The sequence below is a fragment of the Thermus sp. genome, assembly GCF_037444525.1.
Lineage (GTDB): Bacteria > Deinococcota > Deinococci > Deinococcales > Thermaceae > Thermus.
The window spans coordinates 17043-33647 of the sequence record NZ_JBBIMD010000008.1; the positions used below are offsets into that span (position 1 = coordinate 17043).

A 16605-nucleotide genomic window follows, 5' to 3' on the forward strand; every position below is an offset into this window, starting at 1 on the left:
CCTCAGTTTACTCCTTTGGGAGGGGCCTGAGGTTCAAGGCCTTCACCACCCCCTCCCCCCCGTAGAAGTCCACCACCGTGAGCCGGGCGTAGTCCTGCTCCACCCGTAAGCCCTCCTCCGGGCGAAGGGGCAGGGCGAGGCTTAAGGCGGCCCGGTTTAGGGTGCAGTTCCCGATGACCAGGATGGCCTGCCCCGGGTGCCTTTCCAAGAGGCCCTTCAAGGCCCTTTTCCCTCGTTCCCAGGCGGCGAGGAGGCTTTCCCCCCCGGGGGGCGCAAAGCCCGCCTCGTCCTCCAACCAGGCCCCCACCTCCAGGGGAAAGCGGGCCTCCACCTCGGCGAAGCTCAAGCCCTCCCAGGCCCCCCAGGCCCGCTCCCTAAGCCCGGGAAGGAGGGCAAAAGGGAGGCCCAGGGCCTGGGCGAGGAGCCTGGCCGCCTCCCCCTCGGCGAGGCTGTCCGCCCCGTAGACATAGGCCAAAGGGTAAGGGGCGAGGAGGGGGCGGAGGGCGAGAAGGGCCTTCCGCCCCGCTTCCGCTAGGGGCAGGCCGGGGTGGCTGTAGAGGAGGTGGTGGGGGTTTTCCACCGGCCCCGCGCGGGTGAGGAGGAGGGTAGTCTTGGGGTGGGGGCCTTTTAGGAAGTGGGCGAGGAGGCCCATGCCCCTAAAATACAGGGGTGGAAAGGTGGGTCATCGTCAACCCGGCCGCGGGCCGAGGGAAGGTGGGGCGGCTCTCCGGTGCCATCCTACAGGCTGCCCGGGAACAGGGGGCCAAGGCCTTCCTCACCGAGGGGCCGGGCCACGCCGCAACCCTAGCCCAAGCCGCTCCTCCGGGGGCGCGGGTGGTGGCCGTGGGGGGGGACGGCACGGTGCACGAGGTCCTGAGGGGCCTTGTGGGCACGGACAAGACCCTGGGGGTGGTGCCCATCGGGAGCGGCAACGACTTCGCCCGCATGCTGGGCCTAAAGGGCCTCCCCTGGCCCCAGGCTCTGGAGCACGCCCTCTTTGCCCCGGAGGAGGCTGTGGACCTGGGCTTCGCCAACGGGGAGCCCTTTGGGGCCTCCTTGGGCCTGGGGTTTGATGCCCTGGTGGCCAAGAAGGCCCTTTCCGCACCTCCCTTCCTCCGGGGCATGCCCCGCTACCTCTACGCCCTCTTTGCCGTTCTCAAGGACCTCCGCCTTCCCGAGGGGCGGCTTTGGGTAGACGGGGAAGAAGTGTACGCGGGGCCTTTGCTCCTCCTTGCGGCCATGAACGGGCCCGCCTACGGGGGCGGCATCCCCATCGCCCCCATGGCCGACCCCAGGGACGGGAGGCTTACCCTCATCCTCGCGGGGCGCTTCTCCCGCCTGGGGGTGGTCCTCATCCTGCCCCGCCTCCTCCTGGGCCGGCACCTCGGGCACAAGGAGGTGCGCGCCTTTTCGGGGCGGGTTCTGGAGGCCCACTTCACCGCCCCCGTGCCCGCCCACGCCGATGGGGAACTCCTTCCTGAGGCCGACCGGTACCGCGTGGAGCTCCTCCCCCTGGCCCTAAGGGTGGTGGGCCGCCGGGCGGTGGCCAGGGGGCCTAAGGCCCAGCCCGTGGGGGCCTAGAGGCGAAAGGGGGTCCTGAGCCCCGCTAGGGCGATGGCCCGGGCCTCCTCGGGGGCAAAGGAGAGGGCCAGGACCCCCCGGTAGGCCCTTAGGGCCCGTTCCCTCTGCCCCGCGAGGTCCAATAGTTGCCCGAAGCGGGCGAGGACATAGCCCGGCAGGTAGCCCGGGTGCTGGAAGTCCATGCGGAAGACCTCCTCCATGAGGAGGAGGGCATCTTCCCACTGCCCCGCGGCCAGGTAGATCTGGGCGGCGAGGAAGAGGGCCTCTGGGGTGCCCACCTCCATGAGGCCCTGGAGGAGGGCCGCCCAGTCGTCTTCCTCCTTAAGCTGCCAGGCCCGGTCCAAAAGGGCCCGCACCCTTTCCGCCTCCGTGGGGGTGTGGGAGGGGAAGGTGGCCTGGGGAAGGGCTTTTAGGAGGAAGGGGTAGTCCAGGAAGTCCGCCACCACCGCCCCTTCCCGCCCCCTTAGGGCCTCGGCCACCCGGGCCATCCTATGGGCGCGGAAGCCCGTGGCAGGGCCCTCCCCAAAGGCCTCGGCGAAGCCCCGGTATACGGCCTCCACCTCCTGCCAGAAGGCGGCGTCGGCCAGGAGCTCTGGGGTCAGGGGGCGCTTCAGAAGCCCCAAAAGGGCCTGGTCAAAGGCCCCCATGCGCTCCAAGTGGGGGGCCCCCAGGGGGTGCTGGGCTAGGGCTTGGCGGAAGGCCTCCGCCTCCTCCTTGAGGTGGGCCTCCTGGTCCAGGGCCACCACGGGGATGCCCCGCTCCTCCGCCCAAGGGAGGAGGTGGAAGAGGAGGGGATCCTCCTCCCGCCAGGCCCCCCCTTCCAGGCCCTGGGGGCTGTGGGAGGCCAGGTAGACCGCGGGGGGGCCTTGGGCCTCGAGGATGGCCAGGACCGTGGCCGCGTTGTAGCGTGGGTGCAGGATGTGGAAGGGCCCAAGGGAAGGCAGGAGCACCATTCTCACCATCTTAGACCTCCGGGAGCGGAACTACCGCCTGGCGGTGCTGAACGGCTGGCTGGTGTGGCTAGGGGACACCTTCCTAAACCCCAACATCGTCCTCGCGGGCTTCGCCGCCAAGCTCGGGGCCCCTGCAAGCCTCATCGGCCTCCTGCCCGCCCTCCTCCAGGCGGGGGGGATGGTGCCCCAGGCCTTTCTGGCCCCTTGGGTGGCGAGGCTTCCCCGGAAGATCGTCCTCTACCGCAAGGTGGCGGCCCTCAGGCTGACGGGGGTCCTCCTCATGGCCCTTTCTGCCCTTCTCCTTGGCCCCTGGCCCCACCTCCTTCTTGGGGGGTTTCTCCTGGGCCTCCTCTTGAACGCCCTCTTCACCGGGGTTTCCAGCCTGCCCTTCTGGGAGGTGGTGGCCAAGACCGTGTCCATGGGGCGCCGGGCCGCCCTCTTCAGCGCCCGCAACCTGGTGGGGGGGCTCCTGGCTTTCCTGGCCGGGTTTTGGGTGCGGGCCATCCTGGCCTTGCCCCTTCCTTTCCCTTTGCCCTACGCCCTCCTTTTCCTCCTAGGGGCCTTGGCCTTTGGGGTGGGGTGGTACCTCTTCGGGCTCACGGAGGAGCCCCTCGAGGAGGCTCCGCCCCAGCGGGTGGACTTCCTTGCCCCTTGGCGGGACCGCGCCTTCCGCCGCTACCTAAGGGTGCGCCTGCTTTTGGGCCTTGGGGGGATGGTGGAACCCTTCTATGCGGTCTTTGCCGTGCGGAAGCTCGGGCAGGGGGCAGAGCTTGGCCTCTACCTTTCCCTTTACGCCTTTTCCTTCACCCTTTCCAACCTCCTTTGGGCCCGCATGGCAGAAAGGGGGTCCAAGGGGGTGCTCCAGGCGGGGGCCTTCCTGGCCGTGGCCGCGCCCCTTCTGCTCTTTCTCCTACCCCCCTCCTTCTTCGGGGTGGTCTTCCTCCTCCAGGGAGCCTACCTCGCGGCCCTTGGCCTTGCCACCACCACCTACCTCCTGAACCTGGCCCCTGAGGGGGAGCGGAGCGCTTACATCGGCCTGGCCAACACCGTAGCGGGGTTCTTTGCCTTCTCCAGCGTGCTGGGCGGGGCCTTGGTGGACCTCTTCGGCTTTGGGGCCCTCTTCCCCGCGGCCTCGGCCTTCTACGCCCTGGCCCTTTGGGCGGGGCGGAAGCTACCCAGGGAAGGCTAAGCGTTTCTCTGGGGCCCTACCAGATCCGCTCCACCCCGTAGCGGTCCAGGATGGCGTCCCGCTCACCAAGGTAAGCCCTTCTTCCCGGGCCTGGACCACCAGGAACCGGTCAAAGGGGGATATAGTGAAGGGCATGACGGTCTATCTACCCGATGGGCGAGCCCTCGAGGTCCCCGAGGGGGCCACCGCCAAGGACGTGGCCGAGCGCATCGGGCCGGGCCTGGCCCGGGCGGCGGTGGGGGCCATCGTGGACGGGGAGCTTTACGACCTCTTTAAGCCCTTGCCCCCTGGGGCGAGGGTGCGCATCCTCACGGAGAAGGACCCCGAGTACCAGCACCTCTTCCGCCACACCCTGGCCCACGTCCTGGCCCAGGCGGTGAAGGAGTACTTCCGGGAAAAGGGCTACGATCCGGAGGGGGTCCATCTGGGGGTGGGGCCGGTGATAGAGAAGGGCTTTTACTACGATATAGAGGCCCCCGAGCCCCTCTCCGACGAGGACCTCCCGGTTATTGAGGAGAAGATGCGGGAAATCCTGAGGCGGGACCTCCCCCTAAGGCGCTTCGCCCTTTCCCGGGCCGAAGCCCTGGCCCGCTACCAGGGCAAGGACCCCTACAAGGTGGAGCTCATCCAGGAGATCCCGGAAGGGGAGGAGATCAGCTTTTACCAGCAGGGGGACGAGGGCTTCGGCTTCACCGACCTCTGCCGGGGGCCCCACGTCCCCTCCACGGGCCGCATCCCCCCCCACTTCAAGCTCACCCACGTGGCCGGGGCTTACTGGCGGGGGGACGAGACGCGGCCCATGCTCCAGCGGGTCTACGGGGTGGCCTTCCGCACCGCCGAGGAGCTCAAGGAGTACCTCTGGCAGCTGGAGGAGGCCAAGCGGCGGGACCACAGGAGGCTTGGGCGGGAGCTCGAGCTTTTCCTGATTGACCCCATGGTGGGGAAGGGGCTTGTCCTTTGGCTCCCCAAGGGGAACGTCATCCGGGAAGAGCTCATGGCCTTCATGCGGGAGGAGCAGATAAGGCGGGGCTACCAGCTGGTCACCACCCCCCACATCGGCTCCTTGGAGCTCTACAAGACCTCGGGCCACTACCCCTACTACGCGGAAAGCCAGTTCCCCCCTATCAGCTTCAAGGAGCGGGGCGAGGAGGAGGAGTACCTCCTAAAGCCCATGAACTGCCCCCACCACATCCGCATCTACGCCCATCGGCGCCGCTCCTACCGGGAGCTTCCCTTGAGGCTTGCGGAGTTCGGCACCGTCTACCGCTACGAGAAGGCGGGGGAGCTTTTGGGCCTGACCCGGGTCCGGGGCTTCACCCAGGACGACGCCCACATCTTCTGCACCCCCGAGGAGGTGAAGGAGGAGTTCCTGGGGGTTTTGGACCTGGTCCTGAAGGTCCTCTCCACCTTGGGCCTGAAGGACTACCGGGCCCGCATCGGCGTGCGGGACCCTAAGAGCGCGAAGTACGTGGGGGACGAGGCCAAGTGGGCCCTGGCGGAGCGGCAGATTGAGGAGGCCGCCTTGGAGGCGGGCCTCCACTACACCGTGGAGGAGGGGGACGCGGCCTTCTATGGCCCCAAGCTGGACTTCGTGGTGAAGGACGCCCTGGGGCGGGAGTGGCAGCTTGGCACCATCCAGGTGGACTATAACCTCCCCGAGCGCTTCGGCCTTACCTATGTAGGCCGGGACGGGGACGAGCACCGGCCCGTTATGATCCACCGCGCCCCCTTCGGCTCCCTGGAGCGCTTCATCGGCATCCTCATAGAGCACTTCGCCGGGGACTTCCCCCTTTGGCTTGCCCCGGTGCAGGTGGTGGTGGTGCCGGTTTCCGAGAAGCAGGAGGACTACGCCAAGGAGGTGGTGGAGCGCCTTAGGGCCTTGGGCCTGCGCGCGGAGGCCGATCTAAGGCCGGAAAGGATGCAGGCCCGGATCCGGGACGCGGAGGTGGCCAAGGTGCCCTATGTGCTGGTGGTGGGGGAGCGGGAGAAGGCCGAGGGCGCGGTGAGCGTCCGCCGCCGCCACCGGGGGAACCTGGGGAGCATGCCCCTTGCCGCCTTCCTGGAGGGGGTCCTCAGGGAGCACCGGGAGAGGCTCCTGGAACCTGCTTTCTAAGATGCGCGCCCGTTCCACCATCTTCACCCTCTTCCTGGAGTACATCTACCCCGAGCGCCAGGCCCCGGTGCGGGCCCTGGTGCGGGCCATGGCCGCCCTCGGCTTCTCCGAGGCGGCGGTGCGGGCTGCCCTTTCCCGGAGCGCCAAGCGGGGCTGGGTGGGCCCTGTGAGGGTGGGCCGGAGCGCAGCCTACGCCCTTTCCGATCGGGTGTACTGGCAGGTGGAGCAGGTGCGGAAGAGGCTCTACGGGGCCCCCCATCCCTGGGAGGGGCGCTTCCTCCTTGTCCTCCCCGAGGGGCCGAGGGTGCGGGCGGAAAGGGAGCGTTTCCGGCGGGAGATGGCCCTTTTGGGCTTCGGCCTCCTCCAAAGCGGGGTCTACCTGGGGGCGGGGGCCGAGGAGAAGGCGGCTTTGGAACTCCTGGGTTTCTACCGGGTGAAGGGGCTCCTCTTCCAGGCGGAGCCCATGGGCCCCAAGGAGGAGGTCCTTAGGGCCTTCCCCCTGGAGGAGGCGGCCCGGTTTTACCGCTCTTTGGCCTTTCCCGAGGTGCCCGAAGACCCCGAGAGGGCCTTCGCCCTCCTCACCCGCCTGGTGCACGAGATGCGCAAGGCCCTCTTCCTGGACCCTGGCCTCCCCGAGGCCCTCCTCCCCGAGGGCTTCCCGGGCCCCGAGGTGCGGCGGGCCTTCCTCGAGGCCCGCGCGAGGCTTTACCGGGCGGCCCTTCCCTTCCTTAAGGAGGCGGGGCTTGCCCCTTCAGGCCTTCTCATGGAGGCCCCGCTAAGCTTGGGGGGATGAGGGCGTTTTTCCTCCTTCCCTTTTTGCTCCTGGGGTGGGCCCAGGCCGCCATCCCCTTCTGGCACACCGCGGGCCCTCCCGGGGACAAGGTGCTCCTCAAGGCCATAGACCGCTTCCACGCCGCCCAAAAGGCCTACCGCCTCGAAGCCCGCTACCAGGGGGACTATCGGGAGGCGGGGGTGAAGCTCCTCTCCGCCCTGCGCTCCGGGGGGGCACCGGCGCTCTTCCAGGCCGAGCTTTCCTTCCTCCCCCGCCTGGCCCAGGAGGGGGTGGCCCTCCCCCTGGATTCCTATCTCCAGGACCTGCCCCAGGACCTCTATCCCGAGTTCCTAAGGGCGGGCCAGGTGAGGGGGAAGACCTATGGCCTCCCCTTGGGCCTTTCCGTCCCCGTGCTCTACTACAACAAGGACGCCTTCCGCGCCCGGGGGCTTAAGGCCCCAGAGAGCTGGGCCGAGGTGGAAGAGGCCGCGGCCCGCCTCACGAGCCGCACCGCCAAGGGGTTTGTGGTCGCCACGGACATCTGGAGCTTCAACGCCGTGGTCATGAGCCTGGGGGGAAGCCTGGTGAAAGGGGGCCAGCCCGCCTTCACCTCCAAGGAGGTGGTGGAGGCCTTGGAGATGCTTCACCGCATGGTGAAAAAGGGCCACGCCCAGGCCCGCAACCTGGCGGAGGTCCAGTTCGCGGTGGCGGATTTCCTGCGCACCAAGGCCTTCATGGGCCTAGGCCCCAGCACCGCCCTGCCCGTGGTCCTGAGCCAGACCTCCCTGCCCTTCGCTGTGGGCCTGGCCCCGGTGCCCCGCGTCCCCTCGGGGACGGTGCCCCTTTCCGGGGCAGCCTTGGTGGTGCTAAAGGGGGCTTCCCCGGAGCAGATCCGGGGCGCGGTGGCCTTCTGGCGGAGCTTTCTGGAGCCCGATCTCCAGGCGGAGTGGGCCGAGGCCACCTGGTACCTCCCCTTGCGCCGCTCCGCAGAACGGGTGCTGGGGGAGTTCTTCAAGGATCCGGAGCGCAAGGCTGTGTTTGCCCAGGCGGAATGGGGCCGCCCCTGGAGCCAAGATCCGGAGATGGTTCTCTGGTACGGCTTTTTGGAGGAGGCCCTGGAGCGAAGCCTCAAGGGGGGCATGGACCCCAGGAGGGCCCTGGAGGAGGCCCAAAGGAAGGCCCTGGCTACGGAAGGGCGCTAGCCTTTGTGGGAGGGGCTACGGGGCTTTGGGGGTAAACTCCGTACCATGAGGCGGTACCTTATGCCCCTCTTCCTCGCCCTCGCCGCTTGCGCCCCCCGGGTGGGGGAGGTGGGGCCCACCCTCGAGGGCCCCGTGGGCTTTTACCCCGCCCTCACCGGCTTGGAGTGGGTCTACCTCCCCGAGGGAGAAAGCCTTTCCGCTCCCTCCTACCGCCTCCGGGTGGAAGGCCCCGGGGTGTTCGAGGGGCAGGAGGTCTTGCGCTTCCGGAGCTTCGGGCGGGGGGAGGACCGGGTCTACTTCCGCCAAGTGGGGGAAGGGGTGAGGCTTTTGGGGTTCCAGGAGCCCGCGGCCCGGGTGGTCTTCGCCCCACCCCTCCTAGAGTATCCCCCTGAGGGGCTCCTCCAGGTGGGGTACCGCTGGGGGGGGAGGGCGGAGGTGAAGGTGGAGCTCCTTTCCCCCACCGGGAAAGAACCCCTGGCCAGCGGAGCCCTTTCCTACACCATGGAGGTCCTGGAAAGCCGGGAGGTGCGGGTCCCCGCGGGGGCTTTCCGGGTCTTTCGCATCCGCCAAAGCTTCAAGGACGAGCGGGGCGAGGCGGCCTACGAGGTCTGGTTTGCCCCCGGGGTGGGCGAGGTGCGCACCCGGGAGGGGCGGGTTTTGGTGGAGCGCAACTTTCGTTAGAGGTGGCCCATGGTACTGGACAAGGTGAACTCCCCTGAGGACCTGAAAGCCCTGAGCCTGGAGGAGCTTTTTCTCCTTGCCGAGGAGATCCGGAGCGAGATCATCCGGGTCACGGCGCAAAACGGTGGCCACCTGGCGAGCTCCTTAGGGGCGGTGGAGCTCATCCTGGCCCTGCACCGGGTTTTCCACTCCCCGAGGGACAGGATCGTCTTTGACGTGGGCCACCAGGCCTACGCCCACAAGCTGGTTACAGGCCGAAAGGACCGCTTCCACACCCTGAGGTTGGAGGGGGGGCTTTCCGGCTTCACCAAGGTTTCGGAGTCTCCCCACGATGCCATCACCGCAGGCCACGCCTCCACCTCCTTGGCCAACGCCCTGGGAATGGCCATTGCCCGGGACCTTCTCGGGGAGGACCACCACGTGGTGGCGGTCATCGGCGACGGGGCCCTTACGGGGGGGATGGCCCTGGCCGCCCTCAACAAGATCGGCGAGTTGGGGAAGCGGATGCTCATCGTCCTCAACGACAACGAGATGAGCATCTCCGAAAACGTGGGGGCCCTCAACAAGTACTTCAAAGAGCTCCAGATTAGGAAGTGGGTCCAGGACATGGAGAAGCTGGGGAAGAACGTCCTGGAGCACATATCCCCCCGGCTCTTCGGCCTGGTGGACCGGGCCAAGGAGGCGGCCAAGCTCCTCCTCCACCAGGAGAACCCCTTTTACGCCTGGGGCATCCGCTACGTGGGCCCGGTGAACGGGCACGACCTGAAAGGGCTCATCCACATCCTGGAGCACCTCAAGGCCCTGGAAGGCCCCACCCTCCTCCACGTGGTCACCCAGAAGGGGAAGGGCTACAAGGTGGCCGAGGCCGACCCCATCTACTGGCACGGGCCCCCGGGCTTTGACCCCAAGAAGCCGGAGAAGGTCTCCAAGGGCTACTCCTGGAGCCAGGCCTTTGGGGATGCGGTGACGGAGCTCGCCCACCTCGAGCCCCGCCTCTTCGTCATCACCCCGGCCATGCGGGAGGGCTCGGGGCTGGTGCGCTACTCCACGGAGCACCCCGAACGTTACCTGGACGTGGGCATCTGCGAGGACGTGGCGGTGACCACCGCCGCGGGGCTGGCCCTAAAGGGGATGAAGCCCATCGTGGCCATCTACTCCACCTTCCTGCAGCGGGCCTACGACCAGGTGGTCCACGACGTGGCCATTGAGGGCCTCCCCGTGGTCTTCGCCATAGACCGCGCGGGGCTCGTGGGGGCGGACGGGGCCACCCACCACGGGGTCTTTGACATCGCCTTCCTGCGCACCGTCCCCAACCTACAGATCGCCGCCCCCAAGGACGCCCTGGAGCTTCGGGCCATGCTGAAGAAGGCCCTGGAGGTGGGGGGGCCGGTGGCCATCCGTTACCCCCGGGACAGCGTGGAGCGGGCCCCCGAGGGGGTTTGGCCCGAGATCCCTTGGGGAAAGTGGGAGGTCTTGAAGGAGGGGCGGGAGGTCTACCTCCTGGCCTTCGGGAAGACGCTGAGGTACGCCCTCGAGGCCGCAGGGGACGACCCCCGAGTGGGGGTGGTGAACGCCCGCTTCCTGAAGCCCCTGGACCGGGAGATGCTGGCTTGGCTTGCCGGCTACAAGCTCATCACCGTGGAGGACCACCAGGGGATGGGGGGCTTTGGGAGCGCGGTCCTGGAGGCCCTAAACGAGATGGGCCTAAAGCCCGAGGTCCGCATCCTAGCCCTCCCCGACCGCTTCTTTGAGCACGGGGCCATCCCCTCCCTCCACAAGAAGGCGGGGATAGATGCCGAGGGCATCCGGCGAGCCCTTAGGGAGATGGGCGTAGCCCCCGTCCATGAGCGGGCCTGAGCGCCTTCCCTTTGCCGCTAACCTCTACCGCGTCCCTGTGGAAGGGGGCTATCTCCTGGTGGACGCGGGGCTTCCTTGGGAAAGCCGGAGGCTTCTCCTCCTCCTGGACACGCTCCCCCTCCTCCTCTTCCTCACCCACCACCACCTGGACCATGCCGGGGGGGCCAGGGCCCTTTGGGAGAGGTTCCGCCTCCCCATCCTGGCCCACCCCAAGGAGTGGCCCTACCTCACGGGGGAGAAGCCCCGCCCACCCCTTCCCATCCCCCTTCTTGGGGGCTTTCTCGCCAACCTGGGCCCGCCCCTTCCCGAGGAGGCCTTAAGGCCCGTGGAGGAGGGGGTGGAGGTCCTGGGCTGGCGGGTGGTGGAGCTTCCCGGCCACACCCTGGGCCAGGTGGGGCTCTTCCGGGAAGGGGTGCTCCTTGCAGGGGACGCCCTACGGGGCAAGGGGCTTCCCCCAAGGCTCATCAACGAGGACCACGCCCTGGCCCAAAAGACGGTGCGCAAGATCTTGGAGCTTGGGGTGGAGTGGGTGTATCCCGGCCACGGGGGGCCCCTCAAGCGGGAAGAGGTGGAGGCCCTGGCCCGTAGACTGGGGGTGTGAGAAAAGCCTTGTCCCTCCTTTTCCTGGGCCTTATCGCCTGGGCCCAGGAGGTCACCGTGTACCCGGGGTTTGCCGAGATCAAGGAGCCCCTTAGGCTGCCCCCTTCCGCCTGGGTCTACCTGGGCGGGGAGCGGCTGGAGAAGACGGTGCCCGGTTCCTTGCGCCTCCTTGGGGTGGAGGAGGAGGAGCGCCTTTACCGCCCGGGGGCCGTCTTCTTCCGCTACCGGGGGGAGGGGGAGGCGGTGCTCCGCTACCTCTACCTGGGGCTTCGGGGGGAGGTGTTCTACACCCTGGAGGAGGGGCGCCTCACCGCCTGGGCGCGGCTTACCCTGGAAGGGGAGCCCCTCGAGGCCAAGCGGCTTACCCTCCTTGCGGGGGAGGCCCCGGTGCTGGAGCGGGCCGTGGCCTATAAGGCCCTGGCGGAAAGCCCGGGGGAAAACCCCTTTGGCCTTTTCCGCTACGAGCTCCCCCCAAGAAGGCTGGAGACGGGCACCACCGAGCTCCCCTTCCTCAGGGCGGACCTCAAGCCCACCCGCCTCCTCCGCTACCAGGGGCCCTTCCGGACCGCCGGGGTCCTCCCCCTGGAACGGGGTTACCGCTTCCAGGCCCCTTTCCCCCTGGCCCCGGGGCGCCTCGAGGCGGTGGAGGACGGCCTCTTCCTGGGTCAGGCCCTCCTTCCCCCCACCCCAGAAGGGGAGGTGGCGGAGGTCTTCCTGGGCCGGGACGCGGGGGCCCGCCTCCTCCGCCGGGTGGAGGAGGTGGCCCAGGGGGAAAAGGAGCGCGCGTACCGGGTGGAAACCGTTTTGGAAAACCCTTACCCCTACCCCGTAACCCTCCTCCTCTCTGAGGTCTTCCCCCAGCCCTTCCGCCTGGACTTCCCGGGGGCTACCCTTCTTCCGGAAGGGTACCGCCTGGAGGTGTCCCTCCGGGCTAAAGAAGCTCGCCGCCTGGTCTACCGGGTGGTCCTGGCCCGTTGAGGGGACACCTGCCCCTCTTCCAAAGGGGCATCCTGGGGGCATGAAGCCCGACCTCCACCGCTTTCCTCTCCTGGTGGCCTGGGAGATGACCCGGGCCTGCCTTTTGGCCTGCCGCCACTGCCGGGCCTCCGCCGAGCCCGATCCCCTGCCCGGGGAGCTTTCCACGGAGGAGGGCTTGGCCCTTTTGCGGGAGCTTGCCACCTACACCCCCAAGCCCATCCTCCTCCCCACCGGGGGGGACTCCCTGGCCCGGCCGGACCTCTTCCTCCTCCTGGAGGAAGCAAAGCGGCTGGGGCTTAAGGTGGGCATCACCCCCGCGGTGACCCCCCGGCTCACCCGGGAGGTGGTGGTGCGCTTTAAGAAGCTTGGGGTGCACCAGATGGCCATCTCCCTGGACGGGGCGAGCCCCGAAACCCACGATGGCTTCCGGGGCGTGCCTGGGACCTTTGCCCTGGCCCTAAAGGCTTTGGACTGGGCGCGGGAGGTGGGGCTCATGACCCAGGTGAACACCACGGTTTCCCGCCTCACCGTAGAGGAGCTGCCGGGGATCGCCGAGATCCTAAAGGCCAAAGGAGTGGCCACCTGGGAGGTCTTCTTCCTGGTGCCTGTGGGCCGAGGGGCCCTTTTAGAAAGCCTTTCCCCCGAGGCGTACGAGGAGGTCATGCACCTCCTTTACGAGTTTTCCCGCCGCTACCCCTTCAAGATCCGCACCACGGAAGGCCCCATGTTCCGCCGGGTGGTCCTGGAGCGGCGGGCTAGGGAAGGGGGAGGGGACGGGGCCCTGGTGGGGGCGGGCCGGGGGGTGCACCTCTCCGACGGCCTGGGCTTCGTCTTCGTCTCCTCCACGGGGGAGGTCTATCCCTCGGGCTTCCTGCCCCTTTCCGCGGGGAATGTTCGGGAAATGCCCCTCCTGGAGATCTACCGCCATAGCCCCCTTTTCCAGGCCCTCCGCGACAAGGCCCGCCTGAAGGGGAAGTGCGGCCGATGCGAGTACAAGGAGATCTGCGGGGGAAGCCGGGCCCGGGCCTTCGCTGAGACCGGGGACTACCTGGCCGCCGACCCCCGGTGCGCCTACACCCCTAGGACAAATGCCCCTAGCCCTACCCCCCTTCCCCAGTAAAAATGGAAGCATGAGGAAGATCCTCTTTCTGGTGGTCTTCTTGGGCCTGGGCTTGGCCCAGAGCGAAGGGGCTAAGGTCTACTCCGCCAACTGCCAGACCTGCCACCAGGCGAACGGGCAGGGCCTTCCCGGGGCCTTCCCGCCCCTCACCCATCTGGACAAGGTGGTCCAAGCCAAAGGCGGGCGGGCGTACCTCATCCGGGTGGTGCTCTACGGCCTCCAGGGCCCCCTCACCGTGGGGGGCAAGACCTTTAACGGGGTCATGCCGCCCTTCCGCCAGCTCAAAGACCGGGAGGTGGCGGCGGTCTTGAACCATGTCCTTGCCGTCTTCGCCAAGTCCAAGGCCAAGCCCTTCACCCCAGAGGAGGTGAAGGCCCAGCGGGCCAGGGCCTTTTCCCCGCAGAAGGCGCTTAAGTCCCGTCCCCCGGTCAAGTAGACCGGTGTACTCCCTCCCTACCGGGGCCCTTCGGGGCCCCGGGCCCTTTACCTGGACGGGGGTTTGGGGTAAGGTAAGGCCATGGCGCCCGTCTTCCCTTGGTGGTGGCCCGGATAGGCCCCGGGTGGAGGCGGGCATGCCCCCGGGGTGCACCCCGGGGGGCTTTTTTAGGGGGCGGCATGGCCATCAGACTTTTTCGGAGAACCTTCCTGGCGGACCTGGAAACCCCCGTCACCGCTTACCTGAAGCTTTCGGAGAAGGCCCCGGTGAGCTTCCTCCTGGAGTCCGTGGAGCGGGGGCGGCAGAGCCGGTTTTCCATCGTGGGCGTGGGGGCGAGGCGCACCTTCCGGCTTAAGGACGGGGTCTTCACCGTAAACGGGAAGCCCTTGCCCGCGGAAGACCCCTTGCGCGCCCTTTACCAGGCGGTGCACGCCCCCCTGGAGCGCCCCGCCGACCTCCCCCCCTTCTTCGGGGGAGTGGTGGGGTACGCGGCCTACGACCTTATCCGCTACTACGAGCGCCTCCCCGCCCTCAAGCCCGATGACCTGGGCCTGCCCGACCTCCTCTTCGTGGAGCCGGAGGTGGTGGCGGTCTTTGACCACCTAAGGGGTCTCCTCCACCTCATCGCCCCGGGGGAGGAGGGGGAGGAGGCGGAGAGGCGGCTTTCCTGGGCCGAGGCCAGGCTCAAGGGGCCCCTCCCCGGGGTGCCGGGGATGCGGCCCGGGGGGCGGGTGGGGTTCCAGGCGGACCTTTCCCGGGAGGCCTACCTCGAGGCCGTGGAAAGGGCCCTCCGCTACATCTACGCCGGGGACATCTTCCAGGTGGTCCTCTCCCTGAGGCTCTCCTCTCCCCTCACCGTCCACCCCTTCGCCCTTTACCGCGCCTTAAGGAGCGTGAACCCGAGCCCCTACATGGGCTACCTGGACCTGGGGGAGGTGGTCCTGGTCTCCGCAAGCCCCGAAAGCCTCCTCCGCTCCGACGGCCGCCGGGTGGTCACCCGGCCCATCGCGGGGACGAGGCCTAGGGGGAGGGACGAGGAGGAGGACCGGTGCCTTGCGGAAGACCTTCTACGGGACGAAAAGGAGCGGGCGGAGCACCTGATGCTCCTGGACCTTTCCCGAAACGACATCGGCCGGGTGGCCGCCTTCGGCACGGTGCGGGTCCTGGAGCCCATGCACGTGGAGTACTACTCCCACGTGATGCACTTGGTGTCCACGGTGGAAGGGCTTTTGGCGGAGGGAAAGACCCCCTTGGACGCCTTGGCCAGCGTCCTGCCCATGGGCACCGTCTCCGGGGCGCCCAAGATCCGGGCCATTGAGATCATCGAGGAGCTGGAGCCCCACCGTCGGGGGCCTTATGGGGGAAGCTTTGGCTACCTGGCCTACGACGGGGTCATGGACATGGCCTTAACCTTGCGCACCTTTGTCATCGCCAAGGGCCGGATGCACATCCAGGCCGGGGCGGGCATCGTGGCGGACTCGGTGCCGGAAAGGGAGTACCAGGAGTGCCTGAACAAGGCGCGGGCCCTCCTAAAAGCGGTGGAGATGGCGGAGGAGGGGCTATGAGGGTCTTGGTGGTGGACAACTACGATAGCTTCACCTACAACCTGGTCCAGTACCTGGGGGAGCTCGGGGCTGAGCCCATCGTGTGGCGGAACGACCGCTTTGCCCTGGAGGCGGTGGAGGCCTTGGATCCGGACCGCATCCTCATCAGCCCAGGGCCCTGCACCCCCCTCGAGGCTGGGCTTTCCGTCCCCCTCATCCAGCGCTACGCCCCCCGCTACCCCATCCTCGGGGTCTGCCTGGGCCACCAGGCCATCGGGGCGGCCTTCGGGGCGGAGGTGGTGCCTGCCCCCCTGGTTATGCACGGCAAGGTGAGCCCCATCCACCACGATGGCACCGGGGTCTTCCGGGGCCTAGAAAGCCCCTTCCCCGCCACCCGCTACCACTCCCTGGTGGTGCGAAACCTCCCGGAGGAGCTTTTGGTGAATGCCTGGGCCGAGGAGGCGGGGGAGAGAACGGTGATGGGCCTCCGCCACCGGGCCTACCCCGTGCACGGGGTGCAGTTCCACCCGGAAAGCTACCTCACGGAGGCGGGTAAACTTATCCTCAAGAACTTCCTGGAGGACCCATGGAGGCCATAAGGAAAGCGCTTTTGGGGGAGGTCCTTACAGAGGAGGAGGCCTATGGGCTCATGGGGGCCCTCATGCGGGGGGAGGTCACCCCGGTGCGGGCCGCGGGGGTGCTCACCGCCATGGCCCTAAGGGGGGAGCGCCCCCATGAGATCGCGGCCATGGCCCGGGCCATGCGGGAGGCGGCAAGGCCCCTCAAGGTGGAAAGGAGGCCCCTTTTGGACATCGTGGGTACGGGGGGGGACCATCAGGGCCTGGTCAACCTCTCCACCCTGGGGGCCCTGGTGGCAGCCGCGGGGGGGGTGGCGGTGGCCAAGCACGGAAACCGGGCGGCCAGTTCCCGGGCGGGCTCCGCCGACCTCCTGGAGGCCCTGGGGGTGGACCTCGAGGCCCCCCCGGAGCGGGTGGGGGAGGCCATAGAGGCCCTGGGCTTCGGCTTCCTCTTCGCCCGGGTCTTCCACCCCGCCATGCGCCACGTGGCCCCGGTGCGGGCGGAGCTCGGCATCCGCACGGTCTTCAACCTCCTTGGGCCCCTCACCAACCCCGCGGGGGCGGACCGGTACGTCCTGGGGGTCTTTAGCCCCGCCTGGCTTTCCCCCATGGCCGAGGCCCTGGAGCGGCTTGGGGCCAAGGGGCTCGTGGTCCATGGGGAGGGGGCGGACGAGCTGGTATTGGGGGAGAACCGGGTGGTGGAGGTGGGCCGGGGCTCCTACGCCCTCACCCCCGAGGGGGTGGGCCTCAGACGGGCCCCCCTGGAGGCCCTAAGGGGGGGCGGCCCCGAGGAGAACGCCCACCTGGCCCGCCGCCTCCTGAAAGGGGAGGAGAAGGGCCCCTTACGGGACGCGGTGGCCCTTTCGGCAGGGGCCGGGCTCTACGCCGCGGGGCGGGTGGGAAGCCTGGAGGAAGGGGTGGGGCTTGCCCTCGAGGTCTTAGCCTCGGGGGAGGCCTACCTCCTCCTGGAGCGCTACGTGCGTTTCCTAAAGGGCTAGGGC

General features: G+C 68.5%; 16 protein-coding genes. 14 read left to right on the forward strand and 2 right to left on the reverse strand.

Going from position 1 to position 16605, the window contains the following annotated elements; genetic code table 11:
• Nucleotides 1-7 precede the first annotated feature (7 nt).
• The gene (locus WKI94_RS02185; RefSeq protein WP_337844137.1) at nucleotides 8-652 is read right to left on the reverse strand and encodes a histidine phosphatase family protein; all 645 of its coding nucleotides are present in this window, start codon (nucleotides 650-652) and stop codon (nucleotides 8-10) included.
• A 17-nt stretch (nucleotides 653-669) separates the two neighbouring features.
• Here WKI94_RS02185 and WKI94_RS02190 point away from each other — a divergent pair, with 17 nt between their 5' ends.
• Entirely contained in the window at nucleotides 670-1581 is a 912-nt protein-coding gene (locus tag WKI94_RS02190; protein ID WP_337844138.1) for a diacylglycerol kinase family protein, read from the forward strand.
• Here the strand turns inward: WKI94_RS02190 and WKI94_RS02195 are convergent.
• Nucleotides 1578-2543: a hypothetical protein gene (locus WKI94_RS02195; protein WP_337844139.1), complete on the reverse strand. Its 966-nt coding sequence runs from the start codon at nucleotides 2541-2543 to the stop codon at nucleotides 1578-1580. The genes WKI94_RS02190 and WKI94_RS02195 overlap by 4 nt on opposite strands.
• Between WKI94_RS02195 and WKI94_RS02200 the strand changes: the two genes are divergently transcribed.
• From WKI94_RS02200 to trpD, 13 genes are all read left to right on the forward strand, one after another.
• The gene (locus tag WKI94_RS02200) at nucleotides 2500-3723 is read left to right on the forward strand and encodes an MFS transporter (protein ID WP_337844140.1); all 1224 of its coding nucleotides are present in this window, start codon (nucleotides 2500-2502) and stop codon (nucleotides 3721-3723) included. The genes WKI94_RS02195 and WKI94_RS02200 overlap by 44 nt on opposite strands.
• Before the next feature lie 133 nt (nucleotides 3724-3856).
• A complete protein-coding gene (gene thrS / locus WKI94_RS02205; RefSeq protein WP_337844141.1) occupies nucleotides 3857-5836 on the forward strand; it encodes a threonine--tRNA ligase in 1980 nt (659 codons plus the stop codon).
• Between the two features lies 1 nt (nucleotide 5837).
• Nucleotides 5838-6629 (forward strand): PaaX family transcriptional regulator C-terminal domain-containing protein, encoded by a 792-nt coding sequence (locus WKI94_RS02210; RefSeq protein WP_337844142.1) that lies wholly within the window; start codon nucleotides 5838-5840, stop codon nucleotides 6627-6629.
• Nucleotides 6626-7810 carry an ABC transporter substrate-binding protein gene (locus WKI94_RS02215; protein ID WP_337844143.1) on the forward strand — a complete coding sequence of 395 codons (1185 nt, stop codon included), beginning with the start codon at nucleotides 6626-6628 and terminating at the stop codon, nucleotides 7808-7810. Before WKI94_RS02210 ends, WKI94_RS02215 begins: the two co-directional genes overlap by 4 nt.
• Nucleotides 7811-7855: 45 nt before the next feature.
• A complete protein-coding gene (locus WKI94_RS02220) occupies nucleotides 7856-8491 on the forward strand; it encodes a hypothetical protein (protein WP_337844144.1) in 636 nt (211 codons plus the stop codon).
• Between the two features lie 9 nt (nucleotides 8492-8500).
• Complete coding sequence (gene dxs / locus WKI94_RS02225; RefSeq protein ID WP_337844145.1) at nucleotides 8501-10348, forward strand: 1-deoxy-D-xylulose-5-phosphate synthase; 1848 nt, start codon at nucleotides 8501-8503, stop codon at nucleotides 10346-10348.
• Nucleotides 10335-10949 carry an MBL fold metallo-hydrolase gene (locus WKI94_RS02230; RefSeq protein ID WP_337844146.1) on the forward strand — a complete coding sequence of 205 codons (615 nt, stop codon included), beginning with the start codon at nucleotides 10335-10337 and terminating at the stop codon, nucleotides 10947-10949. Before dxs ends, WKI94_RS02230 begins: the two co-directional genes overlap by 14 nt.
• Complete coding sequence (locus WKI94_RS02235) at nucleotides 10946-11926, forward strand: hypothetical protein (RefSeq protein WP_337844147.1); 981 nt, start codon at nucleotides 10946-10948, stop codon at nucleotides 11924-11926. The genes WKI94_RS02230 and WKI94_RS02235 overlap by 4 nt, the downstream gene beginning before the upstream one ends.
• 40 nt (nucleotides 11927-11966) lie before the next feature.
• The gene (locus WKI94_RS02240; protein WP_337844148.1) at nucleotides 11967-13046 is read left to right on the forward strand and encodes a TIGR04053 family radical SAM/SPASM domain-containing protein; all 1080 of its coding nucleotides are present in this window, start codon (nucleotides 11967-11969) and stop codon (nucleotides 13044-13046) included.
• A 10-nt stretch (nucleotides 13047-13056) separates the two neighbouring features.
• Entirely contained in the window at nucleotides 13057-13482 is a 426-nt protein-coding gene (locus WKI94_RS02245; protein ID WP_337844149.1) for a cytochrome c, read from the forward strand.
• Between the two features lie 179 nt (nucleotides 13483-13661).
• Complete coding sequence (trpE, locus tag WKI94_RS02250) at nucleotides 13662-15047, forward strand: anthranilate synthase component I (protein ID WP_337844150.1); 1386 nt, start codon at nucleotides 13662-13664, stop codon at nucleotides 15045-15047.
• On the forward strand, nucleotides 15044-15625 hold the full coding sequence (locus WKI94_RS02255; RefSeq protein WP_337844151.1) for an aminodeoxychorismate/anthranilate synthase component II: 582 nt from the start codon (nucleotides 15044-15046) through the stop codon (nucleotides 15623-15625). Before trpE ends, WKI94_RS02255 begins: the two co-directional genes overlap by 4 nt.
• Complete coding sequence (gene trpD, locus WKI94_RS02260) at nucleotides 15613-16602, forward strand: anthranilate phosphoribosyltransferase (protein ID WP_337844152.1); 990 nt, start codon at nucleotides 15613-15615, stop codon at nucleotides 16600-16602. The genes WKI94_RS02255 and trpD overlap by 13 nt, the downstream gene beginning before the upstream one ends.
• The last annotated feature ends 3 nt before the right edge of the window (nucleotides 16603-16605 follow it).

What these genes read in the sequence shown, in the direction of transcription:
- WKI94_RS02245 (WP_337844149.1), top strand. Translation starts at nt 13,057, where the DNA reads ATGAGGAAGATCCTCTTTCTGGTGGTCTTCTTGGGCCTGGGCTTGGCC.
- WKI94_RS02200 (WP_337844140.1), top strand. Translation starts at nt 2,500, where the DNA reads ATGTGGAAGGGCCCAAGGGAAGGCAGGAGCACCATTCTCACCATCTTA.
- WKI94_RS02195 (WP_337844139.1), bottom strand. Translation starts at nt 2,543, where the DNA reads ATGGTGAGAATGGTGCTCCTGCCTTCCCTTGGGCCCTTCCACATCCTG.
- WKI94_RS02240 (WP_337844148.1), top strand. Translation starts at nt 11,967, where the DNA reads ATGAAGCCCGACCTCCACCGCTTTCCTCTCCTGGTGGCCTGGGAGATG.
- WKI94_RS02220 (WP_337844144.1), top strand. Translation starts at nt 7,856, where the DNA reads ATGAGGCGGTACCTTATGCCCCTCTTCCTCGCCCTCGCCGCTTGCGCC.
- WKI94_RS02215 (WP_337844143.1), top strand. Translation starts at nt 6,626, where the DNA reads ATGAGGGCGTTTTTCCTCCTTCCCTTTTTGCTCCTGGGGTGGGCCCAG.
- WKI94_RS02210 (WP_337844142.1), top strand. Translation starts at nt 5,838, where the DNA reads ATGCGCGCCCGTTCCACCATCTTCACCCTCTTCCTGGAGTACATCTAC.
- trpE (WP_337844150.1), top strand. Translation starts at nt 13,662, where the DNA reads ATGGCCATCAGACTTTTTCGGAGAACCTTCCTGGCGGACCTGGAAACC.
- WKI94_RS02230 (WP_337844146.1), top strand. Translation starts at nt 10,335, where the DNA reads ATGAGCGGGCCTGAGCGCCTTCCCTTTGCCGCTAACCTCTACCGCGTC.
- thrS (WP_337844141.1), top strand. Translation starts at nt 3,857, where the DNA reads ATGACGGTCTATCTACCCGATGGGCGAGCCCTCGAGGTCCCCGAGGGG.
- WKI94_RS02255 (WP_337844151.1), top strand. Translation starts at nt 15,044, where the DNA reads ATGAGGGTCTTGGTGGTGGACAACTACGATAGCTTCACCTACAACCTG.
- trpD (WP_337844152.1), top strand. Translation starts at nt 15,613, where the DNA reads ATGGAGGCCATAAGGAAAGCGCTTTTGGGGGAGGTCCTTACAGAGGAG.
- WKI94_RS02185 (WP_337844137.1), bottom strand. Translation starts at nt 652, where the DNA reads ATGGGCCTCCTCGCCCACTTCCTAAAAGGCCCCCACCCCAAGACTACC.
- dxs (WP_337844145.1), top strand. Translation starts at nt 8,501, where the DNA reads ATGGTACTGGACAAGGTGAACTCCCCTGAGGACCTGAAAGCCCTGAGC.